Origin of the sequence: Actinoplanes italicus, assembly GCF_003001815.1 — a bacterium.
Lineage (GTDB): Bacteria > Actinomycetota > Actinomycetes > Mycobacteriales > Micromonosporaceae > Actinoplanes > Actinoplanes italicus.
On the sequence record NZ_PVMZ01000005.1, the window covers coordinates 160,219 to 185,557 of the forward strand.

Annotated in this window: 22 protein-coding genes and 1 pseudogene; 11 read left to right on the plus strand and 12 right to left on the minus strand. The window is 70.0% G+C overall.

The window, feature by feature from the left end:
- Positions 1-113 precede the first annotated feature (113 nt).
- The 5 genes from CLV67_RS14595 (at position 114) to CLV67_RS14615 (ending at position 8,750) form a co-directional block, all read left to right on the plus strand.
- Positions 114-1,142, plus strand: a complete 1,029-nt coding sequence (locus CLV67_RS14595) for a multicopper oxidase domain-containing protein (RefSeq protein WP_106318507.1) — start codon at positions 114-116, stop codon at positions 1,140-1,142.
- Positions 1,142-5,071 carry a ThuA domain-containing protein gene (locus tag CLV67_RS14600; RefSeq protein WP_106318509.1) on the plus strand — a complete coding sequence of 1,310 codons (3,930 nt, stop codon included), beginning with the start codon at positions 1,142-1,144 and terminating at the stop codon, positions 5,069-5,071. The genes CLV67_RS14595 and CLV67_RS14600 overlap by 1 nt, the downstream gene beginning before the upstream one ends.
- A 68-nt stretch (positions 5,072-5,139) precedes the next feature.
- Positions 5,140-6,636 carry an OmpL47-type beta-barrel domain-containing protein gene (locus CLV67_RS14605; RefSeq protein WP_428839481.1) on the plus strand — a complete coding sequence of 499 codons (1,497 nt, stop codon included), beginning with the start codon at positions 5,140-5,142 and terminating at the stop codon, positions 6,634-6,636.
- On the plus strand, positions 6,633-7,601 hold the full coding sequence (locus tag CLV67_RS14610) for a hypothetical protein (RefSeq protein WP_106318513.1): 969 nt from the start codon (positions 6,633-6,635) through the stop codon (positions 7,599-7,601). Before CLV67_RS14605 ends, CLV67_RS14610 begins: the two co-directional genes overlap by 4 nt.
- Positions 7,602-7,859: 258 nt before the next feature.
- Positions 7,860-8,750, plus strand: a complete 891-nt coding sequence (locus CLV67_RS14615; protein ID WP_170153857.1) for a phosphotransferase — start codon at positions 7,860-7,862, stop codon at positions 8,748-8,750.
- Positions 8,751-8,757: 7 nt separating this feature from the next.
- On the opposite strand, the gene CLV67_RS14620 is transcribed toward CLV67_RS14615, so the two are convergent.
- The gene (locus CLV67_RS14620) at positions 8,758-10,812 is read right to left on the minus strand and encodes a serine/threonine protein kinase (RefSeq protein ID WP_106318517.1); all 2,055 of its coding nucleotides are present in this window, start codon (positions 10,810-10,812) and stop codon (positions 8,758-8,760) included.
- 140 nt (positions 10,813-10,952) lie between these two features.
- Here CLV67_RS14620 and CLV67_RS14625 point away from each other — a divergent pair, with 140 nt between their 5' ends.
- Positions 10,953-11,519, plus strand: a complete 567-nt coding sequence (locus CLV67_RS14625; protein WP_106318519.1) for a dihydrofolate reductase family protein — start codon at positions 10,953-10,955, stop codon at positions 11,517-11,519.
- Here the strand turns inward: CLV67_RS14625 and CLV67_RS14630 are convergent.
- From CLV67_RS14630 to CLV67_RS14640, 3 genes are read right to left on the minus strand one after another with little or no spacing between them, the layout of a single operon-like run.
- Positions 11,470-12,144 (minus strand): NAD-dependent epimerase/dehydratase family protein, encoded by a 675-nt coding sequence (locus tag CLV67_RS14630; protein ID WP_106318521.1) that lies wholly within the window; start codon positions 12,142-12,144, stop codon positions 11,470-11,472. The two genes, CLV67_RS14625 and CLV67_RS14630, sit on opposite strands and share 50 nt — an antisense overlap.
- 8 nt (positions 12,145-12,152) lie before the next feature.
- Positions 12,153-13,151 carry an SDR family oxidoreductase gene (locus CLV67_RS14635; protein WP_106318523.1) on the minus strand — a complete coding sequence of 333 codons (999 nt, stop codon included), beginning with the start codon at positions 13,149-13,151 and terminating at the stop codon, positions 12,153-12,155.
- Between the two features lie 51 nt (positions 13,152-13,202).
- Positions 13,203-13,754 carry a TetR/AcrR family transcriptional regulator gene (locus CLV67_RS14640; protein ID WP_106318525.1) on the minus strand — a complete coding sequence of 184 codons (552 nt, stop codon included), beginning with the start codon at positions 13,752-13,754 and terminating at the stop codon, positions 13,203-13,205.
- Positions 13,755-13,824: 70 nt separating this feature from the next.
- Here CLV67_RS14640 and CLV67_RS14645 point away from each other — a divergent pair, with 70 nt between their 5' ends.
- Positions 13,825-15,060 carry an MBL fold metallo-hydrolase gene (locus tag CLV67_RS14645; RefSeq protein ID WP_203737003.1) on the plus strand — a complete coding sequence of 412 codons (1,236 nt, stop codon included), beginning with the start codon at positions 13,825-13,827 and terminating at the stop codon, positions 15,058-15,060.
- A gap of 14 nt (positions 15,061-15,074) precedes the next feature.
- Here CLV67_RS14645 and CLV67_RS54230 read toward each other — a convergent pair whose 3' ends face one another.
- From CLV67_RS54230 to CLV67_RS14665, 4 genes and pseudogenes are all read right to left on the minus strand, one after another.
- A complete protein-coding gene (locus CLV67_RS54230) occupies positions 15,075-15,398 on the minus strand; it encodes an HAD family hydrolase (RefSeq protein ID WP_275414894.1) in 324 nt (107 codons plus the stop codon).
- Positions 15,399-15,421: 23 nt separating this feature from the next.
- Positions 15,422-15,739: pseudogene (locus CLV67_RS54735) on the minus strand (HAD family hydrolase); the annotation flags it as partial.
- A gap of 13 nt (positions 15,740-15,752) precedes the next feature.
- Complete coding sequence (locus tag CLV67_RS14660) at positions 15,753-16,505, minus strand: class I SAM-dependent methyltransferase (protein WP_170153858.1); 753 nt, start codon at positions 16,503-16,505, stop codon at positions 15,753-15,755.
- 9 nt (positions 16,506-16,514) lie between these two features.
- Positions 16,515-17,270, minus strand: coding sequence for an IclR family transcriptional regulator (locus CLV67_RS14665; protein ID WP_106318531.1), 756 nt, complete (start codon positions 17,268-17,270; stop codon positions 16,515-16,517).
- Positions 17,271-17,335: 65 nt separating this feature from the next.
- Between CLV67_RS14665 and CLV67_RS14670 the strand changes: the two genes are divergently transcribed.
- From CLV67_RS14670 to CLV67_RS14675, 3 genes are read left to right on the plus strand one after another with little or no spacing between them, the layout of a single operon-like run.
- Positions 17,336-18,370: an aromatic ring-hydroxylating oxygenase subunit alpha gene (locus CLV67_RS14670; protein WP_106318533.1), complete on the plus strand. Its 1,035-nt coding sequence runs from the start codon at positions 17,336-17,338 to the stop codon at positions 18,368-18,370.
- On the plus strand, positions 18,367-18,516 hold the full coding sequence (locus tag CLV67_RS51900; protein WP_170153859.1) for a hypothetical protein: 150 nt from the start codon (positions 18,367-18,369) through the stop codon (positions 18,514-18,516). The genes CLV67_RS14670 and CLV67_RS51900 overlap by 4 nt, the downstream gene beginning before the upstream one ends.
- Positions 18,513-19,460 carry a PDR/VanB family oxidoreductase gene (locus tag CLV67_RS14675; protein ID WP_106318535.1) on the plus strand — a complete coding sequence of 316 codons (948 nt, stop codon included), beginning with the start codon at positions 18,513-18,515 and terminating at the stop codon, positions 19,458-19,460. The genes CLV67_RS51900 and CLV67_RS14675 overlap by 4 nt, the downstream gene beginning before the upstream one ends.
- A gap of 13 nt (positions 19,461-19,473) precedes the next feature.
- Here CLV67_RS14675 and fxsT read toward each other — a convergent pair whose 3' ends face one another.
- The 3 genes from fxsT to CLV67_RS14685 all read right to left on the minus strand — a co-directional run bounded on the left by fxsT (position 19,474) and on the right by CLV67_RS14685 (position 23,635).
- Positions 19,474-22,464 carry an FxSxx-COOH system tetratricopeptide repeat protein gene (gene fxsT / locus CLV67_RS14680; RefSeq protein WP_106318537.1) on the minus strand — a complete coding sequence of 997 codons (2,991 nt, stop codon included), beginning with the start codon at positions 22,462-22,464 and terminating at the stop codon, positions 19,474-19,476.
- Between the two features lie 79 nt (positions 22,465-22,543).
- Positions 22,544-22,687: a hypothetical protein gene (locus tag CLV67_RS51905; RefSeq protein ID WP_170153860.1), complete on the minus strand. Its 144-nt coding sequence runs from the start codon at positions 22,685-22,687 to the stop codon at positions 22,544-22,546.
- 132 nt (positions 22,688-22,819) lie between these two features.
- Positions 22,820-23,635 (minus strand): SDR family oxidoreductase, encoded by an 816-nt coding sequence (locus CLV67_RS14685; RefSeq protein WP_106318539.1) that lies wholly within the window; start codon positions 23,633-23,635, stop codon positions 22,820-22,822.
- A gap of 143 nt (positions 23,636-23,778) precedes the next feature.
- Here CLV67_RS14685 and CLV67_RS14690 point away from each other — a divergent pair, with 143 nt between their 5' ends.
- The gene (locus CLV67_RS14690; protein WP_106318541.1) at positions 23,779-24,768 is read left to right on the plus strand and encodes an AraC family transcriptional regulator; all 990 of its coding nucleotides are present in this window, start codon (positions 23,779-23,781) and stop codon (positions 24,766-24,768) included.
- Here CLV67_RS14690 and CLV67_RS14695 read toward each other — a convergent pair.
- On the minus strand, positions 24,759-25,319 hold the full coding sequence (locus CLV67_RS14695) for a HEAT repeat domain-containing protein (protein ID WP_106318543.1): 561 nt from the start codon (positions 25,317-25,319) through the stop codon (positions 24,759-24,761). The two genes, CLV67_RS14690 and CLV67_RS14695, sit on opposite strands and share 10 nt — an antisense overlap.
- Positions 25,320-25,339 lie beyond the last annotated feature (20 nt).

Genomic DNA, 25,339 nt, shown 5'->3' on the forward strand with positions numbered 1-25,339 from the left:
ATCACCTCATCGCGGTCCGATGGCTGCTGCCTAGACGAACGGCGTGCCAAGCGGGACGACCTCCCGCGACACTCCGTGATGTTGTGCTGCCGTCTTTGAGCGAATGGAGACGCATGGACGACACCGTCGACAGGCCACGGTCGGCCTTCTCCCGCCGTTCCCTGATAGCCGCCGGCACCGCCGGACTCGCCGTGCCCGCGATCGGCGCGGGCGTGGCACTGACCGGCGGCACCGCGAAGGCCTTCGCCGGGGTGACAAAGAAGATCACCATCTACGCCGAGGCTCTCCCCGGGGGCCTGTTCGGCTACGGCCTGGAGCCCGGCAAAGCCACCGTGCCCGGCCCGCTGCTGGAGATGTACGAGGGCGACACCCTAGAGATAACCCTGGTCAACACCACGACACAGCGGCTGTCGATCCACCCGCACGGTGTCGACTACAGCACCGATTCCGACGGCAGCCCGTTCAACGACTCCTTCAACGACCCGGGCGAGACCCGCACCTACGTGTGGCGCTCGCGGGAGATGTTCGCCGCCGCGGGGCGCCGGTTCATGCCGGGCAGCGCCGGCTACTGGCACTACCACGACCACGCGATGGGCACCGACCACGGCACCGGCGGCGTCGCCAAGGGCCTGTACGGCGGCCTGATCGTGCGCCGGCGCGGTGACATCCTGCCGGACAAGCAGTTCACCGTGGTCTTCCACGACATGACGATCAACAACAGGATGGCGCCGAACACCCCGATGTTCGAGGCCAACCTCGGACAGCGCGTCGAGTGGGTCGCCATCGGGCACGGCAACCTGTTCCACACCTTCCACCTGCACGCGCACCGCTGGGTCGACAACCGCACCGGCATGCTGGAGAGCGTCAGCGACCCCAGCCCGACGATCGACAACAAGGACCTCAACCCGGGCAGCTCGTTCGGATTCCAGGTGCTGGCCGGCGAGGGCGTCGGGCCGGGCGCCTGGATGTACCACTGCCACGTGCAGAACCACTCGGACACCGGCATGTCCGGGGTCTTCCTGGTCCGCAACGCCGACGGCACCATGCCGCCGGGCGCGCAGGAGGCCATCGACCGATTCCGGGGCCACACGCACACCACCACCACGTCGAAGACCAACGACGCACATGGGGGGCATGGCTGATGAGAAAGACCAATCTTCCGGTACGACGAGCGCTGGCCGCCGCGGCCGCGGTGCTCACCGCCCTGACGGGATCGGCGCCCGCCGTGGCGTCCCCGGCGACGGCGTCACGCGCCGCAGTGGCACCGCCAGCACAGTCGGTGCTCGTCTTCCACGGCGAGGCGTCCGAGCAGGACGACCCGGTCGCGAAGGCGGCGGCGACCATCGACTCGCTCGCCGACGCGGCCGGCCTCACCGCCACCGAGACCACCGACCCGGCCGTGTTCACCGCCACCGAACTGGCCAAACACCGAGCCGTCGTGTTCCTGTCGTCGGCCGGCACCACACTCAGCCGTGACCAGGAGAGCGCGCTTCAGACGTACATCAAAGCGGGTAATGGTTTTGTCGGTATCGCCGACGCCGCGAAGGCGCAACTGGACTCGACCTGGTTCACCGGCCTGATCGGCACCCGTCCCGCGGGCGCGATCCCCGCGGCCGAGCCGGTCAGCAAGGTCACCGCGAGCGGCGAGAACGCGCCCAACGAGACCAAGGAGAAGCTCACCGACGGTGATGCCAACACCAAGTGGCTGGTACGCACCGCAACCGGGTGGGTGACCTACGAGCTGGCCGCCGCGAAGGCGATCACCGGTTACGCCCTCACGTCGGCGAACGACTTCGTCGGCCGGGATCCGAAGGACTGGACGCTGAAGGCGTCGGCCGACGGCGAGACCTGGACCGACGTCGACCGGCGCACCGGGCAGACGTTCCCGGACCGGTTCCAGACCCGCCGGTTCGACCTGCCGTCGCCGCAGAACTTCCGGTTCTTCCGGCTGGAGATCACCGCCAACAGCGGGGAGCCGCTCATCCAGCTCGCCGACCTGCGGCTGTTCACCGCCGACGCCGTCGCTCCCCCGCCGCCGGGCGTGAACCGGTCCGTGATCAACGTGCTGGACACGAAGCACCCGGCCACCGCGGGCCTGCCGCGCACGATCACCCGGTCGGACCGCTGGTACAACTGGGACCCGAACCCGCTCGGCAACGTGCACACCCTGGCGCAGGTCGAGGAGCGGCACTACAACCCGGGTACCGGCGCGAACGGCGCGTTCCACCCGGTGTCCTGGTGCCGTGACTACGACGGCGGCCGGTCCTTCTACACCGGCATGGGCCACACGGCCGGCAGCTACGACGAGGACGCGTTCCGCAAGCACCTGTCCGGCGCCCTGAAGTGGACGTCCGGCATCGTGCGCGGCGACTGCCAGGCGACCATCGCCGCCAACTACCGCACCGAGCGGCTGACCGCGGCGAACCAGACCGGGCAGCTCGACCAGATCGGCGAGTCGCACGGGCTGACCATCGCCGCCGACGGCACCGTGTTCTACGTCGGCAAGGCCGCCTGCCCGAGCGGGCCGGTCGTCAGCTGGGACGACCCGAAGGTCGGCCTGGGCTGCGGCACCATCCACTCCTGGAACCCGCGCACCAAGCAGGTGAAACTGCTGACCACGCTGCCCGTGATGGGCAACCGGGGCAGCGGCAGCGAGCTGGTGAAGAACGAGGAGGGTCTGCTCGGCATCGTGCCGGACCCGAAGTTCGCCGAGAACGGCTGGCTCTACGTCTACTGGATGCCGCACGACTCGGTCGACCGCACCAAGCGGGTCGGTGAGCGGACCGTCAGCCGGTTCACCTACGACCACGCGGCGCAGACCATCGACCAGGCGACCCGCAAGGACCTGCTGAAGTTCCCGGTGCAGATCCACAGCTGCTGCCACGCGGGTGGTGGCATGGCCTTCGACAAGAAGGGCAACCTGTACATCGGCTCGGGTGACAACAACTCGTCCGAGGGTTCGCAGGGCTACTCCGGCAACAACTGGACCCAGGAGTACGCCGGGATCTCGTTCCAGGACGCGCGGCGCACCTCGGGCAACACCAACGACCTGGCCGGCAAGATCATCCGCATTCACCCGGAGGCGGACGGCACGTACACGATCCCGCCGGGCAACCTGTTCCCGCCGGGCACCGAGAAGACCCGCCCGGAGATCTACGTGATGGGCGTCCGCAACATCGCCCGCCTGCAGATCGACGCGGAGACCGACTGGCTGACCGCCGGCTGGGTCGGCCCGGACGCCTCCAACCCGAACCCGGAGCTGGGCCCGGCCAAGTACGAGACGGCCACCATCATCACCTCCGCCGGCAACCAGGGCTGGCCGTACTGCATGGGCAACCGGCAGCCGTACCGCGACCGCAGCAGCACCGACGCCACCCAGCTGACCGGCTGGTACGACTGCAACAACCTGAAGAACAACTCGCCGCGCAACACCGGCCTGGTCGACATCCCGCCGGCCCGCGACAACATGATCTGGTACGCGCCCGGCGGTGGCGGCCCGGTCTTCCCGACGCGCACCGACGGCAGCGGCCTGCCGACCTACAACGCGGCCGACGCCACCTACACCCAGCCGTACCTGCGCGGCGGCGGCCAGGCGATCATGTCCGGCCCGACCTACCACCACGACCTCGCCGACCCGGCCAGCACCGTGAAGTGGCCGTCCTACTGGGACGACAAGTGGTTCATCGGCGACCAGTCGAACGCCGCCAACCGGGTGGCGATCACCGTCGACCCGGCCGGGGTCCCGGAGCAGAAGCCGCCGCTGTTCGGTGAGACGCTGCGCGCCATCCTGCCCGGCGGCAACGCCGACAACCGGCTGATGAGCTGGATGGACGCTAAGTTCGGCCCGGACGGCGCGCTCTACCTGCTCGACTACGGCGGCGGTTTCTTCAGCCTGCACCCGGCGCAGAAGCTGCTGCGGGTGGTCTACACCGGCGGCGCGGCCACCCCGGCTCCGCAGGCGACCTCGACGGCGGTGCAGAACAAGCCGCTGACGTACGCCTTCACCGGCTCGAAGTCCGGCGGCGTCAGCCACCGCTGGGAGTTCGGCGACGGCACCAACTCCACTGACGCCGACCCGCGGCACGTCTACGCCAAGCCCGGCACCTACCAGGCGCGGCACACCGTCACCTACGCCGACGGCGAGACCGTGACCACGCAGGTTCCCGTCGAGGTCGGCTGCGCGGTCCCGGACACCCGGGCCAACGTGTGGCTCGCCGACACCGACACCGGCGTGCCGAGCAAGACCGTCGGCGGCGGCTGCACGGTCAACGACCTGATCGACGACGAGAGCACCTGGCCGGACCACGACAGTTTCGTCCGGCACGTCACCGACGTGGTTCGCCCCGTCTACGACGCCCGGCAGGCCGGCACGCTGACCCGCGCCGCGTCCGCCTCGCCGATCGGCCGGCAGGGTCACACCGGATACGAGCCGCTGTTCGACGGCACCGCCGCGTCGCTGAGCGGCTGGCAGCAAGCGCCTTCGGGGCAGTTCGCCATCCGGCCGGACGGCTCGCTGCGTCCCTCGGGCGGTCTGGGCATGCTCTGGCACACCAAGGAGCTCGGTGACTTCTCGCTGAGACTCCAGTTCAAGGACATCGCACCGGGCACCGGCCGCGCCAACAGCGGCGTGCTCACCCGATTCCCGGACCCGCGGATCCCGCTCGCCGACCGCCCGGCCGGCAGCTGCGGCACCGTCGGCAACGCGCGGAGCTCGGCCGCCTGGGTGGCGATCTACTGCGGTCACGAGGTGCAGCTCTACGACGGTGACACCGGTGAACCGCAGAAGACCGGGTCGATCTACAACTTCGACCCGAACCCGCTCGACGCCGCCCGCGTCACCGCGAAGAACGTGTGGAACGACTACGAGGTCCGCGTCGTCGGCCAGCACTACACGATCCTGCGCAACGGCGTCGTCATCAACGAGTTCGACAACACGCCCGGCAAGCAGTCGTCGCGGGCCGGCGATCCGCCCACCGACCTGCGGCAGTTCCTGCGCGGGCACATCGGGCTGCAGAACCACGGCGACAGCGACCTGATGGAGTTCCGCAACATCCGGGTCCGGTCGCTGTGACCACAGTCAGGAAAGGTGCCATGTCTCAACCCACCGTTCTCCGGCGAGCCGGGTCGGCGCTGATCGTCATGCTGCTGACCCTGCTCGCGGGGGCGGCCTCGCCCGCACCCGCGGCCGCCGCGCAGACCCTGACCTGGACCGCCGACGACGACATCACCAGGTACAAGTCCGTGCCCACGACGGCGGTCGCCGGGGCCACGACGATCGTGTTCGAGAACAGCGCGGCCACCGGCAACACCACCGGCATGCCGCACACGCTGACCTTCGACACCAGCGCCGAGGGCTACAACCACGACGTCACGCTCAACATCCTGGCCAGCCCGTTCGACACCAACAACGGCCGCCACCAGGCGAACGTGACCCTCACCCCGGGCAAGTACCGGTTCTTCTGCACCATCCCGGGGCACAGCACGATGGTCGGCGAGCTGACCGTCACCACCGGCACCCCGGACCCGGACACCACGGCTCCGACGGTCACCGGCGCGGTCAGCGGCAACCGCGACAGTCAGGGCGCCTACCTCGGTTCGGCGACCGTGACGGTCACCGCCACCGACGCCGGATCCGGGGTACGCACCGTCGAGTACCAGATCGACGACACCAGCTGGCAGGCGTACTCGGCCCCGGTCGCGGTCACCGCGATCGGCGACCACTCGGTGCAGTTCCGCGCCACCGACAACGCGGGCAACACCTCGACGGTCGGCTCGGTGTCGTTCCGGGTGGCCCAGGCCCAGCAGCAGGACACCACTCCGCCGGTGGTGGCCGGGCAGACCGCAGGCACCCGCGACAGCGCCGGCAACTACGTCGGCACCGCCACCACGACGCTGACCGCGACCGACACCGGCGGCTCCGGGGTGGCCCGCATCGAGTACCAGCTCGACGGCGGCGCCTGGACCACGTACAGCACCCCGGTCGCGGTGACCACCGTCGGCGCGCACATGCTGCACTACCGGGCCACCGACAACGCCGGGAACACCTCGGCCGAGCAGATGGCCCACTTCACGATCGTCGCGCCGCCGGTCGAGGACACCACCCCGCCGCAGGTCACGGCAGCCGTGACCGGTGAGCGGGACGGAAGCGGCAACTACCTCGGCTCGGCGACCGTCACGCTCACGGCCACCGACACCGGCGGCTCGGGGCTGAAGTCGTCGGAGTACCGCCTCGACGACGGCGCGTGGACCGTCTACACCACCGCGGTGGCCGTCTCGGCGATCGGTGCCCACACCGTCCGCTACCGGGCCTCGGACAACGCGGGCAACACGGCCGCGGAGAAGTCGGTCACGTTCACGGTCGCCGAGCGGGGCGCGGACGCCTGCCCCGACTCCGACACCCGCGACACGGTCGTCATCGACGGCTACGACACCCGGATCCCGAACACCGACACCGGCAACGGCTGCACCGTCAACGACCTGATCGCGGAACGCGCCGGCTACCCCACCCACGCCGCCTTCGTCCGGCACGTGGAGAACGTGACGACCACGCTGGTCGCCGCGGGCAAGCTCACCCACCGGCAGGCGGGGACGATCGTCCGCGCCGCGGCGGCATCAGACAAGGGAGAAACTCGATGAGGCTCATCGCCGCCACCGTCACGGCCGTGCTCGTCACGACCGCCCTCACCGGCACGCCGGCCGGCGCCGCGCTGGTCACCCATTGCATCGGCACCGGGGGCGCGGTGACCGTACCCAATGATCTGTATGTTCCGGCCGGGGAGTCCTGCGACCTGACCGGCACCACGATCACCGGCAACGTCAGCGTCGCCGCCGGCGCCAACCTGGTCATCGACGGCGGCCGCGTCGACGGCGAGGTCCGGGTCGCCGCCAACGGCTACCTCGACGCCTCGAACAGCACCGTCGGCGGCGTGGTCGTCCTGGCGGCCGGGGGCTACGGCCTCTACCTGCGGCAGGCGGAGACGGGCGCGGTCACGGTACGGCCCAAGGGCACCGCCACGATCGACGGTTTCCTGTTCGCCGAGGACACGAAGATCACCGGCTCGGTGAACGCGCAGGCCGGTGAGGTGCGCCTCGACAAAGGCAGCGAGGTGTCCGGCGGCCTGAGCACCAACGGCACCCACTACACCGACCTGCACGACTCGTTCGTCGACGGCACCCTGTCGATCCTGAACAGCTCGACCGGCAGCGTCGTCTGTGGCAGCGCCGTCCGCGGCCGGTCGACGTTCGCCGGCAACCTGGGCGGCGTGCAGCTCGGCCCGAACGGCACCCTCGACAGCTGTGCCTCCGGCGGCTACTTCGGCCGGGACGTCAGCGTCACCAACACCACGGGCGGCGTCTCGGTCGAGGACACCATCATCGATGGCTCCCTGACCGTGAACAGCAACAGCCCGGCCGCCCGGGTCGCCGCGAACAACCGCATCCGCGGCGGCGTGGCCGGTGACACGGCCACGGCGGCGGCAGCGGCGCAGCGGCGTGCCGCGACCGCCGGGACCACCCGCGACGACAAGGCCGAGCAGCGCGGCGAGCAGCGTCGTACGGCGGCCGAGCAGGAGGCCGCCGCGGCGGGTCCGGCCGACCTGTAGGCATTCGCTGATCGGGCCGGGAACCATCACCGTTCCCGGCCCGATCCACGTCCAGTGACACAAATCACCCATATCGACGGACTGCGATGTCACCCCACGGATTCTCCGCCGGCCCTGACGATCATGCTGACGGGCGAAACCCCCCAACCCCATTCCTGTGTACGACGACAGGCGCGCGCCCCTCCTGCCGCCCGTTCAGAGCCCGGCCGTCGAATACGCCCGCCGCGCCGATCCGCACTCCGTCCTACGGTGTCGGCCATGGAATCACTGCTCACGGAGCTCGGCCTCGGATCGCTGACCCTCGTGCACAGCCTGTCGCACCAGGTCTATCTCGGCCCCGACGTCGTCCTGAAGGTCATCGACGCCGATCGTCACACCAGGCTGGACCGGGAGATCGCCCTGGCTCCCGACCTCCCCGCCGGCATCACGGCACCCCTGCTCTCCAGCGGTCTGCACACACTGGACGGCCGCGAGGTCCGTTACGCCTGCTACACCCGGATGCCCGGCAGCCCGCCCGGCTGGGGCCTGCCCGGCCTCGACGCCCGGGCCGCGTGCTCCCTGGCGGAGCAGGCCGTTCAACGACTCGGCAGGCTGCACACCTGGACTCCCCCGGACCGAGCCGCGGACGTCCTCCGCCAGCCACTCGACCACGGCGGTTTCGCCGGTCGCGACGCCCTGCTCACCCTGCTCGACGACCTGGCTGCCGCCGACGATGACTCCGTGGTACCGCCCCCGCTGCTCAACGGTCTCACCGCGATCGCGGCGAACGCCCCTTCGCACGCCGGCACCGGGGTTCCCGTGCACGCCGACTGCCATTGGGGGAACTGGCTGGCCACCGGCGACCGCCTGACCGCGCTGCTCGACTTCGAATGGGCCCGCTTCGGCGAGCCCCTCGACGACTGGTTCTTCGTGATCTCGCTGAGCGGCCCGCACCGGAACGCGGTCCTGGACGTGGTGGCCCGCGAGACGGCGATCTCCCCCGGCGACCTCCGGGCCGCCTGCGAGGTCCGGCACGCGACCTACCTGGCGTCCGACATCCTGCTGGCGCTGACCGCCCCCGGCGACGTCCCGCCCACCCTGCTCAGCGATCGCCGGACCGGCCTGGAGGAACTCGTCAACGATCGCTCGTGGCGCCGATCAGGCAGGTGAGAGCTGGTCAGAACTGGTCGATCCTGGTCAGCGTCGTGAGCTCGCCGCCGGTGGTGGTGACCGCGACCAGGCCTCCCTCCTCCTTCCCGGCCAGCCACTTGGTGAACTTCGACGCGGAGATGGACTGACCGGTGCCGGCACGGACCGAGACGACGCCTTCCCAGCCCCCGGCACTCTCCCACGACGTCAGCTTCGGCGCGGAACGGACCGGGATGGTCACCTTCGTGCGGCTCTCGACGACCTGGAACGGGTCGCTGCACTTGATGTCGGCCGGGTCGATCTTGAACTGCTTGCAGTAGTCCGCACTGTCCATCAGGAGAATCGGCTCAGCCACCGCGGAGTGCGCGACCGGATCGTACGAGTAGAGCCTCACCACCGACTGGCTGGACCCGGTCGTCGGGTCGGTGAAATGCGCCGGCTGCCCCGCCACCGGCGACCGGAGATCGACGTTCGCGAAGGCCACCGTGGCGTCGCCCTGACTCGCGTCGTTGAGCGCCCCGAGCACGACCCGGCCCGAGACCAGCTGCGGGTCGGTGACCGGCATGCTCAGTACGGGCTTGCCGTCGACCGTCACCTCAGCCGTGCCGTTCTGCACGGTGATGCCCGTCCGGTGCGTCTGCCCGACCCGGAACGCGCTCACGGCGACCCGCTGCTCCGAGTTGAACCCGTTCCCGGCGCTCTCGTCGAGCCCCAGCCGGACCTCGTTCTCGCAGAACGAGGCCACGTAGCCGCGCTTGTCGACCGACCGGAACCAGACCAACGCGCAGGCACCCTTGGTGACGATGCCGACGTCGACCCCGATCGTCTGGTCTCCGGCGAACAAGTCCTGTGGCCCCCTGCACCGATGGAGGACGGAATCGTGGGTTGTCGCCAGCATCCGCTCGTCGAAGGTGCACCACCCGCCGGCGCTGCCGGAAGCCCGGTCGGCTTTCCACAGGCCGCGCCGGTCGAGACGGTCGGACACCCCCGGCCCCTGGATCCGGCTCTTGCCCGAGGCGGCCGGCGCCGACGGCGAGGAGCTGGGCGCGAACGACGCCAGCTCCTCATCCACGTCGTGGCGTGACAACGCGAACCCGATGCCAGCACACACGACGGTCGCCACCGCGCCCACGGCCACCAGGCGTGTCATCCGCTGACGACCGGGCGGAGCCGGCTCACGTACGTCGGAAAGCGGCACCCGGCCCGTGTGCTGTACCGCCTCGGCGGCCCTGAGTAGCTCCGGCCGCTGGGCGAGCGATCCCCCGGTCTCCGCCTCCAGCAGCAGGTCGAGCAGCTGATAGGCGGTCGGCCGTTCGTTCGGATCCTTGGCCAGCGTGCGGCCCACCAGCTCACGCAACGACCCGTCGAGCCCGGTCAGATCGGGCGGCTGGGTCAGGATGCGAGCCGCCGTAGCGGCCGGCGAATCAGCCCAGAACGGGGTCCGCCCGGTCGCCGCGTAGGCCACCACCACACCCCACGCGAACACGTCCGCCGCCGGCCCCACCGTACGATCCGCGTCGTTGTCGAACCGTTCCGGCGCCATGTACGCCACCGTGCCGACCATCTGGTCGGTCCTGGTGTGCCGGCTGGTCACCTCGAGCGCCCGCGCGATCCCGAAGTCGATCACCTTGGGCGTGCCCAGCGAGAACAGCACGTTCTGCGGCTTCAGGTCCCGGTGGATGACCCCCACGCCGTGGATCGCCGCCAGCGCCGTGGCCACCCCGACCGCCACGCTGTGCAGCGTGCCGCCGTCCAGCGGTCCCCGCTCCCGGATCACCTCGGAGAGACTCGGCCCGTCGACGTACTCGACCACCAGATATGGCGTCTCGTGATCCGGGTCGGCGTCGAGCACCGCCGCCGTGCAGAAACCGGGCACCTCGCGTGCCCGGTTGACCTCGCTGCGGAAGCGGCCCCGGAACTCGGTGTCCCACGCGTGCTCGGCCCGCAACATCTTGACCGCCACCAGCCGGCCGTCCGGCGAGCGTCCAAGGAAGACGGTGCCCATGCCACCCTCGCCAAGACGCCCGAGCAGCTCATAGTCACCAAGAGACCGCGGATCGTTCGGCATCAGTGGATGGGTCACGCCCGGCAGGATAGCGGCCCCAAGATTCGAACAGCGCGCTGACCGGGCTCGCGATCGGCGAGTGATGAGTTCCGGGTCCTGCGGGAGTCACAACATGCAGGAGTGCCCACCGGCGGGCGCAGCGGACCCGGAGGAGACACATGGCCAAGCTCATCTACTCGATGATCACCTCGCTCGACGGCTACGCCGAGGCCGCGGAGGGCGGCCTCGGCACCGGTGCCGAGGATCAGGAGGTTCACACGTTCATCGACGACCTCTTCCGTGGCGTGGGCACGTATCTCTACGGCCGGAGGATGTACGAGACGATGGTCTTCTGGGAGACCGCGGACACCGTGCCCGATCATCCGCCGCACATCGTGGAGTACGCCCGCGGCTGGCAGGCGGCGGAGAAGATCGTGTACTCGACGACGCTGGAGTCGGTGTCCAGCGCGCGGACCACGATCGAACGGACCTTCGATCCGGGGGTGGTGCGCAAGCTGAAGGCGGAGTCCGAACACGACCTGACCGTCGACGGCCCGAACCTGGCGGCGCAGGCGATCAGGGCCGGGCTGGTGGACGAGTACCACCTGTTCATCACCACGAGCGTGGTCGGTGGCGGCAAGAGGTTCTTCCCCGACGGCGTACGCCTGGATCTCGACCTGGTCGAGGAGCGTTCCTTCAGCAGCGGGCTGATCTACGCGCGCTATCGGACTCGCCCAGCTGGTTGATCAGCGTGTTGTCGAGGGCCCGCGGGACGGTCTGCGGCGCGTGCAGGATCCGCAGGACGGCCTGGCCGATGGCGTCGGTCGTGGTGACCTGCCGAGGGAACAACCGCTTGAGCAGGGGGTGGAACGGGGTCAGCACGGCGTAGACGATCCGCTGCGCACGGGTGGCGGGGCGGGCACCGCGACAGGGACGGATCAATCCCGGGCGTACGAGGAAGACGCGCGGATGCACCGCGGAGAGTGCCTCCTCGGCGCGTCCTTTGACCCGGATCCACATGGTGCGGCTCGTGCTGTCGGCGCGGTTGGCCGACACGTAGACGAACAGCCCGCCGGGGCCGGCCGTCGCTGCGGCCACCGCGTAGTCCCGGGTGATCCGCGTGTACTCCGCCTCGCTCTTCCCGGTGGAGGGCGTACCCAGGCAGATTGTGGCCTGGGCGGACGCGAAGACGGATGCGAGGTGGCGGTAGTCGGCGAAGTCGGTGTGGATCACCTCGTGCAGCTTGGGGTGTGAGCGCCCGGACCGACGGCGCGACACCGCCGTGACACCGGCGATGGCGGGGTCCTCCAGCAGGGCGGTCAGCACGCCGTGCCCGACCATCCCGGTGGCGCCGAAGAGCACGACCTGCATGGCGGTCCTCACTTCCCGAGGGCGAGCAGGCTCTCACCCGTCTCGGCGATGGTGTCCTCGATCGGCCGGGGCTTCCAGCCGAGGAGACGCTCGGCCTTGGCGGACGTCGCGTCGAGATTGCGGCCGAGGATGGCGCGCAACGCCCGCATCTCCGGATTGACCTTGGCCAGACCGCGCGCCACCAGGAGCGGCATCTCCCGGGAGGGGACCTTGGCGGCCCGTTCGCCGAGCCGTTCGCGCAGCACGGCGGCGACGTCGCGCTGCCACAGGCTGCGGCCGGCCGTGGCGATGAACCGCTCCCCGGCGGCGGCCGGCTCGGTCATGGCGAGCAGGTGCAGTGCCGCCACGTCGCGGACGTCGACGTAGCCGGTCGCGAACGGCAGCAGTGCCGGCAGCTGCCCGTCGAGCATGCGGGCGATGCCGTTGAGCGACGGCGAGTAGTCGGGCCCGAGCACCGGCCCGAGCACGGCGGCCGGGTTGACGGTGACCAGCTCGGGGCCGCCGCCGGCCACGTAGTCCCAGGCCGCGCGTTCGGCGAGGGTCTTGGACTTCTGGTACGGCGCGATGTCGGCGTCCACGTTCGTCCAGTCCCGTTCGGTGAACGGGGTGTCGCGTGGCTCGTGGCCGTAGGCGACCGCGCCGATCGCCGAGGTCATGACGACCCGCCGGACACCGGCGTCGCGCGCGGCCCGCAGGACCCGCAGTGTGCCGTCGACGGCGGGCCGGATCATCTCGTCGTCGGTGCGCGGCTGGTGGGTCAGGGTGGGTGAGGCGACGTGCAGCACGTAGTCGCAGCCGGCCACCGCCTCGTGCCAGCCCGCGTCGCCGCCGAGGTCGGCGCGGAGCACCCGGAGCCGGTCGCCGGGCTCGTGCAGCATCGTGCGCACCTGCGGTTCGCGGGCCAGGTCGCGGACCGTCGTGCGGACCGTGTGACCGGCGTCGAGCAGCGCGAGCGCGCACCATCCGCCGATGTAGCCCGAGCCGCCGGTCACCAATACGTCAGCCATGAGTGGCCCTCCGTTTCGTTGTACCCGAAACGGTAGTGGAGAGCTCTCCGCTTAGTCAACGGGAAGCGGAGAATTCTCCGTTTGCACCCTCAGGCCGTCGAGGATCAGCGCGAGCATCGGCTCCGAACGGTCCGGCGCGGCTCGCCAGAGAGCACCTGTGAGCTGCAGGAAGTCAACCGGCTCGGCGTCGGCCCGGATGCTGCCGTCACGCTTGCCGGCCTCCAGCAGCTCGGCGATCGCGGCGATCACGGGTCCGTAGCTCCGCTCGGCCATCGACTTGTGAGCGTCCGGACTCAAGGCAGCTCCGAGGGCGTGCTTCTTGCGCATCGCGTCGACCAGGGCGACGGTCCAGCGGCGCAGCGCCTCGCGCGGCGCGAATGCGGTGAGCAGCTCGGCGACCGTCGCGACGAGCCTGCCGACCTCGTCCTGATAGATGTCCAGGATGAGCGCCTCACGTGACGGATAGTTGCGGTAGAGGGTGCCGGCGCCGACGCCGGCCAGCTGCGCGATCCGGTTCATCGAGGTGTCGTCGTCCTCGGCGAACGCCTGACGGGCGGCCGCCAGGATGCGGGACCGATTCTCGCGGGCGTCTGAGCGGACCATGCCCCTCCTTGTCATCCGGAGAGGTCTCCGCTAGCTTGTGGAGACCTCTCCACAACAATAAAGGAGCAGCGTGCGCCGCATCAAGCTCACCAACCGACGCCGCTGGGCGCTCCGGATCATCGGCGGCCTGGCCGCCCTGCTGGTGCTGGCCGTGGCGGGCGGGCTCGCCTACGTGCGCACGGAACCGTTCGGCGCCTCCCCGTCCGGCGAGCGGCAGGCCCGGATCGAGGGCTCCCCGCAGTGGCGCGACGGCGAGTTCCGTAACCCGCAGCCGCAGTGGCTCTCCCTGTGGGAGGCGAGCACCTCGTCGCTGCTCACCGGCAGCGACTTCAGCAGCCCGGACCCGGCCCTGACCATCACGCCGACCGACACCACCAGGTACGCCACCCCAACGGCGTCGGGCCTGCGCATCACCTGGTTCGGCCACTCGTCGGCCCTCGTGGAGATCGACGGGTCACGCGTACTGCTCGATCCGTTCTGGGGCGAGCACTCCGGGCCGTCCGGCCTGCTCGGCACCGCGCCGTTCTACCCGCCGCCGGCCGCGCTCGCCGACCTGGGGAAGATCGACGCCGTGCTGATCTCGCACGACCACTGGGACCATCTCGACCAGGCGACGATCACCGCCATGGCCGGCTGGCCGACGCTCTTCGTGGTCCCGCTGGGGATCGGCGCCCACCTGGAACGCTGGGGTGTCTCCCCCGACCGGATCCGCGAGCTCGACTGGTGGCAGAGCACCACGATCGGCGCCACCGAGCTCACCTCCACGCCCGCCCGGCACAGTTCGGGCCGCGACCCGCTGCACAGCAACGAGACCCTATGGTCCGGCTGGTCGCTGCGCGGGCCGCAGCATCGGGCCTGGTACTCCGGCGACTCCGGGCACTTCCCCGACCTCGAGCAGATCGGCAAGCGCCTCGGCCCGTTCGACGTCACGCTGATCGAGTCCGGGCAGTACGACCCGCACTGGCCGGACAACCACCTCGGCCCGGAACTCGCCGTACAGGCGAACACCCTGGTCGGCGGCAAGCTGATGATCCCGGTGCACTGGGCACTGCTCAATCTCGCCCCGCACACCTGGACAGAACCGGTCGAGCGGGTACGCGCCGAGGCGCGCTGCCGCAATCAGAGTCACCTCGTGCTCGTGCCGGGCGTCCCGACCGAGCCCACGCCCGACGCCGTCGCCACTCAGCGGCAGTGGTGGCCCGACCTGCCCTGGCGCACCGCGGCACAGGCTGCCGTCAATCCCACCGCCGACGGCGACCCGGACCGGCGGATCGACTTCACCCCCTGCGTGGCCACCGGCCGATAGATCTACGGCCTGTGTCACGCGGAGTGGCCGAACGGGACGAGACCCAGGTCGGCGAGCGTGGTGGCGAAACCGTCGTCCTCGACGCTCGCCGTCTCCGTCGTCGCCGCGCGCAGGACCTCGTCAGGCGCGTCGCCCATCGCGACGGAGGCACCCACGACCGCGAACATGCTGATGTCGATCGGCATGTCACCGAACGCGATCGCGCGTTCCGGCGCCCGGGATGGCAGACGACCATCGAGCAGGGATCCACCGCCGTGAGCTCCGCTGTCGCCACGACCGAGACGGGTCCTTTGTGGCCGGACAGCCGCATCGTCCGGTAGGCCTCGGTCATCCGCCACCGCACGCCGTCGTACACCGCCAGTCCCGCCGAGGGCAGGTCCCGCGCGAACAAGAGCATCAGATCGGCCACCACCTCGGCGGGTATCGGCTCGTACCAGGCGGTCGCCGCCGTTGCCGGGTGGTATCCCACCGCCCCGCTGCAGCACACCGCGAAGTCCAGCAGCGGCGACAACGTGGGCAACGCGCGCACGCCGGCGGGTGTACGGGCGGTGGCGGCGAGCAGCGGGACGCCCTGCCTCCGGAGGACACGCGCGGCGTGCAGCGTCGCCTCGCTGACGGTGCCGTCGCGCCGGATCACCGTGCCGTCGAGGTCCGTCACGACCGCGTCGATTCTCGTCATGGCAGCCGGTGCTTCAGGAGGCGACGACGAAGAGGCGGTCGGCGGTACGGCGGCCGACCCCGCCGCTGACCTCCGCGTGATGCAGGCCGCTGTCGCGCAGCACCGCGCGCAGCTCCGGTTCCGTCCACGGCCGCATGGTGAAGTCGTACCCGGCCCGCTGATCCGGTGCACCCGGGCGGGTCACGTCGTACCGCTCCTCGACGCGAAGCGTTCCCTGCTCCCACGTGGTACGGGTGGTGAACGTGAGCTTCGCACCGTCGCCGAGATCCGCCTGCCGACGCTGGAGAGTGCCGTCGGCCCGCTCCCGTGATGCCCGTTCCTCGCGGACGTCGAGGAACAGCAGGCCGCCGGGCCGCAGGCACCCGGCCAGGGAACGGACCGCCGCCGCCCGGTCCCGGTCGGTGATCATGTCGTTGAGGACGCCCCGGCAGGTCACCGCATCGTAGGCCGGCGGCAGCGTCATCTCGCACAGGTCGGCCCGGATCGTCCGCGCCGACGGACAGCGCCGCGCGGCCAGCGACAGCAGCTCCGCGGAGGCGTCCACGAGATCCACCCGGTGCCCCTTGGCGATGAGGCCGGCGGCATGGCGGCCGGTGCCGCAGCCGGCATCCAGGATCGAGGCGGGCGCACGACCCGCACCCGTCAGCCGGTCGTGGACCGCGTCGGCCCACGGGTCGACGGGATCGGTGATCAGCAGGTCGTAGGCACCGGCGTGCAGGGCATAGAACGGACGCTCGGAACTCGTCTGCGCCGATGCGGAAACCACCACCGGACCCTACCGGGATTCAAGGGCTCGTGAGATGGCCCGTGCGCTGGAGAGCAGCAGCGGCGAGAGCGCGTGTGCCGAGACCGTGCCGTACCGCACCACCAGCGACACCGCCGCGACGACGGCGCCCGCCGGGTCGCGGATCGGGGCGCCGACCGAGAGGGCGTCGTCGGTGACCTGGCGGTCGCTGACCGAGAAACCGTTGGTACGCACGTCGGCCAGCATGCGGCGCAGCGCCTTCGGGTCGGTGACGGTGCGGGCGGTGAACCGTTCGATCGGGCCGCCGATCACCTGTTCCTGCACGTCGTGCGGCGCGTGCGCCAGCAGGACCAGGCCCACCCCCGTGGCCGACAGCGCGAACCGGCCGCCGACCCGGGTGTGCACCGGCACCGCCCGGCTCCCGGCGATCCGCTCGACGAACACCACCTCGGCGCCCTCGCGTACCGCCAATTGCACGTTCTCGTGGGTGACCCGGGACAGGTCCTCCAGGTAGGGCAGGGCTCGTTCCCGCAGGCCGAGGCCGCGCGGCGCCAGCGAACCGACCTCCCACAGCCGCAGCCCGACGCTGTACCGGCCTCCGGCGTCGCGTTCCAGGGCACCCCACGTCACCAGTTCACCGGCCAGCCGGTGCACGGTGGACAGCGGCAGCCCGGCACGCCGGGCCAGCTCCGTCAGGGTGAGGGAGGTGTGCCGCGGGCCGAACGCCTCGAGGATCAGCAGGGCACGGCCGAGGACGGGTCCGGTCGGCGCGCGCCGTGCCATCATCGGTTCCTTCCGTCATTCGGAAACCTAGGATGACCCGTTGCGACCCAGGTCACAAACTCGCCGGTATGACGACGGCATTCGTGCGGAACCAGTGGTACGTGGCGGCCTACGGACGCGAGATCGGGCGGGAGCTCTTCACCCGTACCGTATGTGGTGAATCGATCTTGTTCTGGCGCACCGGGAACGGTGCCGTGACCGCCATGTCGGACCGGTGCGTGCATCGCCGTTTCCCGCTCTCGGAGAAACCCAGCCACCTGGTCGGCGACACCGTGGTCTGCGGCTATCACGGCTTCACCTACGGCGCCGACGGCGTCTGCGTCGCCGTGCCCGGCCAGACCCGGGTGCCTCGCACCGCCCGCCTGCGCGCCTATCCCATCGTCGAGCAGGACTCCTTCGTATGGGTCTTCATCGGCGATCCCACGCTGGCCGCCACCACCCGGATCCCGCGGGCGCCGTGGCTCGACAAGCCCGGCTGGACCGTCGTCGCCGGCATGGAACCGCTGGCCGCCCGCGCGAGTCTGCTGGTCGACAACCTGCTCGACCTGTCCCACGAGACGTACCTGCACGGCGGTTACATCGGCACGCCCGAGGTCGCCGAGACGCCGATCACCACCGAGGTCGACGAGGAGGCCGGCATCGTCTACGTGTCACGGCGCATGGCCGACGCCGCGTGCCCGCCGTTCTACTCGAACTCGACCGGCCTCACCGGCCGGATCACCCGCTGGCAGGACATCGAGTACACGCCGCCGTGCCTGTACCTGCTGCACAGCCGCATCGCGCCGGTCGGGGTGCTGCCGAACGACGACGGCTCCGACCCGGACGCCTTCCACGTCGAGGTGGTCTACGCCATCACGCCGGAGACCGAGCACTCGACCCACGACTTCTGGGCCGTGGCCCGCGACTTCGCCCTGGACGACCAGGAGGTCAGCGACTACCTGGAGAAGAGCAACCGCACCGTCGTGTTGCAGGACGTCGCCGCCCTCGACACTCTGGAGCAGGTGATCGCCACCGAGCCCGACGGCTACCAGGAGCTCTCCATCAACATCGACACCGGCGGTCTGGCCGCCCGCCGGATGCTCGCCCGGATGCGGGCGAAATGAGCGCCGGCCTGCTCCGCGTCACCTGGCTGCCCGGCGACGACATCCTGCGAGGCCGCTGCCACTGCGGTGCCGAGACCGAGGCCGACGACCCGGTCGCCATCTGGGAGTGGCTCCTCGCGCACCCCGATCACCCGGGAAAATCATGACAAACCTTCATCCGGTACGGGTGAGCGAGCGCATTCCGGTGGCCGAGGACGTCGTGGCGCTGGAGTTACGACATCCGGACGGCCGCCCGCTGCCCGCCTGGTCTCCCGGCGCCCACGTCGACGTACTGCTCTCCCCCGGCCTGACCAGGCAGTACTCGCTGTGCGGTGATCCCCGCGACCGTTCCGTGTGGCGTATCGCGGTCCGTCTCCAGCCGGGTGGCCGGGGCGGCTCACAGCACGTGCACGACCGCCTGTCGGCCAGCGACGTGATCGAGGTGAGCGAGCCGCGCAACCACTTCGAGCTCCTGCCAGCGGCGCGCTACCTGTTCATCGCGGGAGGCATCGGCATCACCCCGATCCTGCCGATGCTGGGCGCGGCCAGAGAGGCCGGCGCCCGGTGGGAGCTGCACTATGCCGGTCGTACGGCCGCGTCCATGCCGTTCCGCGAACAGCTGCTCACCGATTACGGCAGCCGGGTCACCCTGTATCCGGAGGACGAGCGCGGCCGCATCGACCTCGACCTGCTCATCGGCATGAACCCTCCGGACACGATGATCTACTGCTGCGGCCCGTCCGGCATGCTGGAGGCCGTCGAGGCCTGCTGCGCCTGGTGGCCGGGCCGCCGCCTGCACGTCGAACGCTTCACCCCCGTCGAGCGTGACTCAGCCGCCGACGACCGGGAGTTCGAGGTGGAGCTGGCCCGCAGCGGCCGGACCCTGCGGGTGCCCGCCGACCGGTCGATTCTCGAGGCCGTCGAGGAGGCGGGCGTCGGGGTGCTGTCCTCCTGCCGAGAGGGCACCTGCGGCACTTGTGAGACCACGGTCCTGGAGGGCCGGGTCGACCACCGGGACAGTCTCCTGACCGCGGACGAACGGGCCGCCAACGACACCATCTTCCTCTGCGTCTCCCGCGCGGCCGACAACCGTCTGGTCATCGACCTGTGACCCGCGGTCCGACTCAACGCCTGGTCGTCCTCGTGCCGCCTACCCTCCCACCCATCCTCTGCAACGCCAACTTTCGGATCTCCGCCGCCCGCCGAGTGTCGGGATGCTGAGCACCGAGCGCCTTCTGTAAGCCTTTCCAAGCCTGCTCAGCGAATCGGCGGGCGGGCAGGATCCGGCTGCCGTTCCAGTAGTTGATCGCGAGGTTCAAGGCCGACCTCAGTGTGTCCGGATGTTCCTCACCCAACACCCGCCGACGCTGCTCCCACACCTGCTCGTGCAGCGCCAAGCCGTCCCGAGTCCGGCCCACCGATATCAACGACGACGCCACGTTGTTCGCCGACGTCAGCGTCTCCGGATGCTCCTCACCCAACACCCGCCGACGCTGCTCCCACACCTGCTCGTGCAGCGCCAGGCCCTCCTGATGCCGGCCCACCCCTCCCAACGACGACGCCACGTTGTTCGCCGAACTCAAGGTGTCCGGATGCTCCTCACCCAACACCCGCCGACGCTGTTTCAACACCTGTTCGTGAATCGCGAGCGATTCCTGATGCCGCCCCATCGATGCCAACGATGACGCCAGGTTGTTCGCCGACGTCAGCGTGCTCGGATGGTCTTCACCCAGCACCCGCTGGCACTTCTGCCACTCCTGCTCGTGCAGCACCAACGCCTCAGGCCCCCGCCCCAGCTCCCTCAGGGTCGACGCCATGTTGTTCGCTGAGATCAGTGTGTCCGGATGTTCCTCACCCAGCACCCGGCGACGTCTCTCCAACGCCTGCTGATGAACCGCCAGCGCATCCCGATGTCGCCCCAGCTTCCGCAACAACGACCCGATGCCGTCAGTGGAGATGAGCGTGTCCGGATGTTCCTCACCCAGCACCCGCCGACGTCCCTCCCACACCTGCTCCTGGAGCGCCAGCCCTTCGCGATGCCGCCCCAGTTCCCTCAGCGACGACGCCAAGTTGTCCGCCGACCTCAGCGTGTCCGGATGCTCCTCACCCAAAACGCGCCGGCACCGCTCCCACACGTCACGCCCGATCTTCTCACCGTGCTGATGATCACCCAGGACGAAGAAGACGACCGCGAGATCGGCAGCACTGCGAAGAGTGTCGAGATCGTCGGATCCCAGTGCTTCGGTCTGCCGGGCCAGCGTGTCCTCGACAAGCGGCCGCAATCGGCCGAACTCACCTAGGTCGCGGAACGTCCAGACCAACTCGGTTGCTGCTCGCAACGTGTCCCGGTGGTCGGGGCCGAGTCGTTGCTTCCATCCCTCGTACAGATGCTCGGCCACCTGCCTGGCCGGTTCGGTGTCACTACGGCTGATCAGGTAGACCACGGCGTCACGCGCGCACTCCCGCAGGACGGGGTCGCTCGTCTGCGCCGGATCGACCGCGAGCAGGTGGGGCAACAGGCGGCCCCACGCGGGCCAGATCGCCGGATTCCTCGGATCGCCCGGGTTCATCCGGCCGAGGACCGACTCCAGATGAACGGAAAGTTCAGCAGATGCGGACGGATCGATCTGGCTTCGGATCACGGCTTGCGTCAGCCGGTGGACCGTCACCGTTCCCGAGCCCAGCCGCGCAAGTCCGTAGGCGCCGAGGCTGCGGATCGACTCCTGCCGTACCAGAGGCCTCCCGATCACCTCCCGGAGTGTTTCCAGGACCTGGGGGTACAGGTCTGTCGGCCGGGCTACCTCGACGATCACGTCCACCGGGATCGGCTCTGGTGCGAGCAGCGCGCACAACCGCAGGATCGCCACCGCGGCGGGGTCCGCCTCCGACAACGCGGCCACGTTCAGCGTGATCGCCGCCGCCAGCGACTGCGGGTAGTCGATCGGCCGGCCGAGTTCCAGCACGGCCTGCGTCTCCTCGACCAGCAGCTGCCGATACTCGGCGACCGGCATACCCGTCCCGGACAGATAACCGGCGGCCTGCGCCAATGCCAGCGGAAGATCTCCCAGAGCTTCCGCCAGCTGGTCCGCTTCACCGGGTTCCAGACCGGGACGCTGCTCGGTCAGGAACCGCACGGCGTCCTCACGAGGCAGGACGTCGAGTTCTACCGCGTGGGCGATCTGCTGCCAGTTCCCGCGCCGCGACGTGATCAGCACATGGCCCCTGCCTCGGGGGAGCCACGGCAGAATGTCCTGGCCGTCGGCCACGTTGTCGAAGATCAGAAGCCAACGCCGGCGTCCCGCCAGGTAGCCCAGCACCTTGCTCTTAGCGACCGTCGAATCGGCTTCCGCGTCGATGATCCCGAGTTCCGTGCCCAGAGCCACGAACCGCTCACCGATCAGGCTGGTCTGTTCCGCCGAGATCCACCACACCAGGTCGTACCCACCGGCGAACCGGTGGGCGTACTCCAGAGCAAGCTGCGTCTTCCCGACACCGCCCATGCCGTGCACTGCCTGCACCGCGACCCGACCGTCACCGGACAGGCCGTCATGCACCCGGTTCAGGATGTCGTCGCGGCCGGTGAACGCCGGGTTCCGCCGGTCCACATTCCACACCGGCGGCAGCGATCCCGGCAGGCGTGGCCCGGTGTCGGTGCTCGCAGCAGACTCGGGGACGCCCCTGTACACGTCAGGCATCGGCGGTCCGAGCACCCCGTTGACGGCCTCCAGCAGCGCTTTTGCGGCTTCGTCAGTGGCCAGCCCGCTCAGGCTGGGCACGTTGATCGGCGCCCAGATCCCCGGCGACAGGTCGACGCCGTCGATCCGGATCGGGATCATCCTGGCGTCCGGATCGCTGCGCCGCTGCGCGAAGCGGGCCGTCCACTGGTCGGTCGTGTTACGCCGCGGATCCAGATAGGCCGACGACAGCAGCGCCAGCATCGGGTTTGCTCGTCCCAGCGCCTCGTTGATCCTCTCGATCACGTTGTCGCCGGCTTTCCAGTCGGCACACTCCAGTTGCGTGTCGTAACCGGCGTGCTCCAGATGCCACCTGGCCCACTCCGCCCACGGCAGATCCGCACCGGCGTACGAAATGAAGATCCGAGACTCGTCACCCACGGGTACACCCTGCCCGGCGCGTCACACGGACGACCACCCCCGAACGGGCGATCACCGGCGAAACCACGCGCCGCGTCGGCTATCGGTCGTCGTCCCAGGCGACCGCCGTCATCCGCCAGCCCCGTGGCGTGCGCAGGAAATGGATGCTCTTGGTTCCGGCGCCGGTGAACGGCTCACCGAGGTGGAGGCCCTGTTTGGAGTACCGGCACAGCCGGTACTCCACGTCGCCGAAGATCTCGGTGCGTTCGCTTGTCTCCTGCTCGCTGAACTCGGTCAGTTCGCCGGAGGTGAGCCGCGGTCAGTTCGTCGATGGCCGCCTTGTCCTCCTTCTCAGAGGTTGCGTCCCCGCCCATGGTCAAAGGCCCATCTGCTGCCTGATACCGCTGATGAAGGTGGCGTCGTCGCTCGCGGCGCGGGCGGCGAGCAATTCTTCGGCGTACGGGCCCGCGGTGTACCGAAGCCGGTCGGTGCCGTCGGTCGCCGCCCGGTAGACGGTCTCGGCCACCACCTCGGGCTGGTCGCCGCCCTCGCCCATCCGGGTCATGGCGGTGAGGAACCCGCCGACGAACTTCTGGTACTCGGCGAGGTTCTCGTCGTTGGTGAAGTCGAACGAGCGGCCCGCGAAGTCCGTCTCGACGAAGCCCGGCTCGACGATCTTGACGGCGACGCCGATCGCCGCGAGTTCGTAGTGCAGGGCCTCGCTCAGCCCTTCGACGGCGAACTTGGTGCCGTGATAGAGGCTACCGAGCGGGAAGGTCACCTTGCCGCCGATCGAGGAGATGTTGACGACCGTGCCGCGGCCGTTGGCACGGAAGTGCGGCAGGACGGCCTTGGTCGTCTCCAGCAGGCCCAGGACGTTGACGTCGAACTGGCGGCGGATCTTCTCCGCCGGTGTCGCCTCGAGCACGCCGTACGCCCCGTACCCGGCGTTGTTGAGCAGGACGTCGATCCGGCCGAACCGCTCGAGCCCGGCGGCGACGGCCGCCGTGATGGAGCCGGAGTCCTGCACGTCGAGCCGGGTGACGTGCACACGTTCGAGGCCGGTGAACTCCGTCTCGCGTTCGGGGCTGCGCATGGTGGCGATCACGTTCCAGCCCTGGTCGTGGAAGTGCTTCGCGGTCGCCCGGCCGATACCGCTGGAGCTTCCGGTGATGAGGATCGTTCCGGTCATGATGATTCTCCTTCTTAGCGTCGTGTTCTTCCGGCTCAACGCTATGGACGGCGTCCCGCCGGATCACTAGCGAATGACGCCGAGCTGCTTGCCGATCGCGCCACCCAGCTGATGGCGCGATCGGCGAGCGCTACCGTGCGGGGATGAGATCAGGGCGGTTCACCGTCGACCCGGGCACCCGCGCTCTGCTGCACGACCTCGGGATCCCGGTGTCCCGGGTGCTGCGCCGCGCCGAGTTGCCGCCGGGGATCCTCGCGGACGGCCCGGTCACGATGACGGTCGAGGAGTACTACCGGTTCTGGGAGGCCACCGACGCCGAGGCCGCGGATCCCGACCTCGCGGCGAGACTCGGTCACGCGTTGTCGGTCGAGGCGTTCAACCCGCCGTTCTTCGCCGCACTGTGCAGCGCGAATCTGCGTACCGCAGCCGAGAGAATTGCCGCCTTCAAGCCGCTCATCGGCCCCCTGATCCTCGACATCACCGCCGATCGGCGCGGATTGACGCTCGCCGTCCGCTGGCCCGAAGGGCCGCCGCCACCCCCTCTGCTGGTAGCGGGTGAGCTCGCCTTCTGGGTCGCGCTGGCCCGGATCGGCACGCGGCACGAGATACACGCGACCCGGGTGACGATGCGGCGGCCGCCGGCGTACTCGGCCACCACCACGTCCTATTTCGGCACCACGATCGGCAGAGGCCGGGCCGACACCATCATGTTCTCCGCCGAGGACGCCGCCCGCCCGTTCCTCACCGAGGACGCGTCGATGTGGGCGTTCTTCGCACCGGAGCTACGCCGACGGCTGTCCGAACTCGAGGCGTCGGCCACCACGGTGGACCGCGTGCGGGCCGCACTGCACGAGCGGCTGCCCGCCGGCGAGAGCTCCATCAACGCCGTCGCCGCCCAGCTCGTGCTCAGCCCGCGCACGCTCCAGCGCCAGCTGCAGGCGGAGGGGACCAGCTACCAGGCCGTACTCGCCGGCACCCGCACCGAGCTGGCCCGCCGCTACCTGACGGATCGCAACCTCACCATCGCGCAGATCGCCTATCTGCTCGCGTACGAGGACACGAACTCGTTCTATCGGGCGTTCCGGAGCTGGACCGGTACGACACCCGAGGCCACTCGGGAGCTTCAGTCGTGAGGGGTGAGACGCTGCAGCGCCTTCTCCGCCGACCGCCGGATACGGTCGTCGGGATCGTCGAGCATGATCCGTAGCAGCGGCTCCGCGGCCGGCTCGGCCCGGATGCCCAGCCGCAACGTGATGACCGACCGCACGTCACGATCGGGGTCGGCCGTCAACGGGAGCAGGGCCTCGATGTATCCGGGTCTCCGCAACCACAGGACGAGGCCGGCGGCCTTGGACCGCACCATCGGATCCGGGTCGTCGAGGAACGTACGGGCGATCCGGTCGGTGTGGTCGCGGTCGGGCTGGTTGCCCAGCGCCTCCAGCGCGGTGAACCGCAGGTCCGGATCATCGAGAGCGGCGACGAAGCGGTCACGGTCACGTGGGTCGCCGATCAGGCCGAGCGCCCAGATCCGCATCTCCTCGTCACCGGTGTAGGCCAGCGTCTCCGCCCGGCTGGCCTCGGGTTCATGCTCGGCGAGATGCTCGATGTCGTCCTCGAGGTCCCGGAAGTCGGCCCCGCGATCCGCCGCGGCCCGCAACGCATGCAGCAGCTCACCGAAGGTCATGCCGCAGACGCTACGCCGGG

What these genes read in the sequence shown, in the direction of transcription:
- CLV67_RS14595 (WP_106318507.1), top strand. Translation starts at nt 114, where the DNA reads ATGGACGACACCGTCGACAGGCCACGGTCGGCCTTCTCCCGCCGTTCC.
- CLV67_RS14600 (WP_106318509.1), top strand. Translation starts at nt 1,142, where the DNA reads ATGAGAAAGACCAATCTTCCGGTACGACGAGCGCTGGCCGCCGCGGCC.
- CLV67_RS14605 (WP_428839481.1), top strand. Translation starts at nt 5,140, where the DNA reads ATGCTGCTGACCCTGCTCGCGGGGGCGGCCTCGCCCGCACCCGCGGCC.
- CLV67_RS14610 (WP_106318513.1), top strand. Translation starts at nt 6,633, where the DNA reads ATGAGGCTCATCGCCGCCACCGTCACGGCCGTGCTCGTCACGACCGCC.
- CLV67_RS14615 (WP_170153857.1), top strand. Translation starts at nt 7,860, where the DNA reads ATGGAATCACTGCTCACGGAGCTCGGCCTCGGATCGCTGACCCTCGTG.
- CLV67_RS14625 (WP_106318519.1), top strand. Translation starts at nt 10,953, where the DNA reads ATGGCCAAGCTCATCTACTCGATGATCACCTCGCTCGACGGCTACGCC.
- CLV67_RS14630 (WP_106318521.1), bottom strand. Translation starts at nt 12,144, where the DNA reads ATGCAGGTCGTGCTCTTCGGCGCCACCGGGATGGTCGGGCACGGCGTG.
- CLV67_RS14635 (WP_106318523.1), bottom strand. Translation starts at nt 13,151, where the DNA reads ATGGCTGACGTATTGGTGACCGGCGGCTCGGGCTACATCGGCGGATGG.
- CLV67_RS14640 (WP_106318525.1), bottom strand. Translation starts at nt 13,754, where the DNA reads ATGGTCCGCTCAGACGCCCGCGAGAATCGGTCCCGCATCCTGGCGGCC.
- CLV67_RS14665 (WP_106318531.1), bottom strand. Translation starts at nt 17,270, where the DNA reads ATGATGGCACGGCGCGCGCCGACCGGACCCGTCCTCGGCCGTGCCCTG.
- CLV67_RS14670 (WP_106318533.1), top strand. Translation starts at nt 17,336, where the DNA reads ATGACGACGGCATTCGTGCGGAACCAGTGGTACGTGGCGGCCTACGGA.
- CLV67_RS51900 (WP_170153859.1), top strand. Translation starts at nt 18,367, where the DNA reads ATGAGCGCCGGCCTGCTCCGCGTCACCTGGCTGCCCGGCGACGACATC.
- CLV67_RS14675 (WP_106318535.1), top strand. Translation starts at nt 18,513, where the DNA reads ATGACAAACCTTCATCCGGTACGGGTGAGCGAGCGCATTCCGGTGGCC.
- CLV67_RS14685 (WP_106318539.1), bottom strand. Translation starts at nt 23,635, where the DNA reads ATGACCGGAACGATCCTCATCACCGGAAGCTCCAGCGGTATCGGCCGG.
- CLV67_RS14690 (WP_106318541.1), top strand. Translation starts at nt 23,779, where the DNA reads ATGAGATCAGGGCGGTTCACCGTCGACCCGGGCACCCGCGCTCTGCTG.
- CLV67_RS14695 (WP_106318543.1), bottom strand. Translation starts at nt 25,319, where the DNA reads ATGACCTTCGGTGAGCTGCTGCATGCGTTGCGGGCCGCGGCGGATCGC.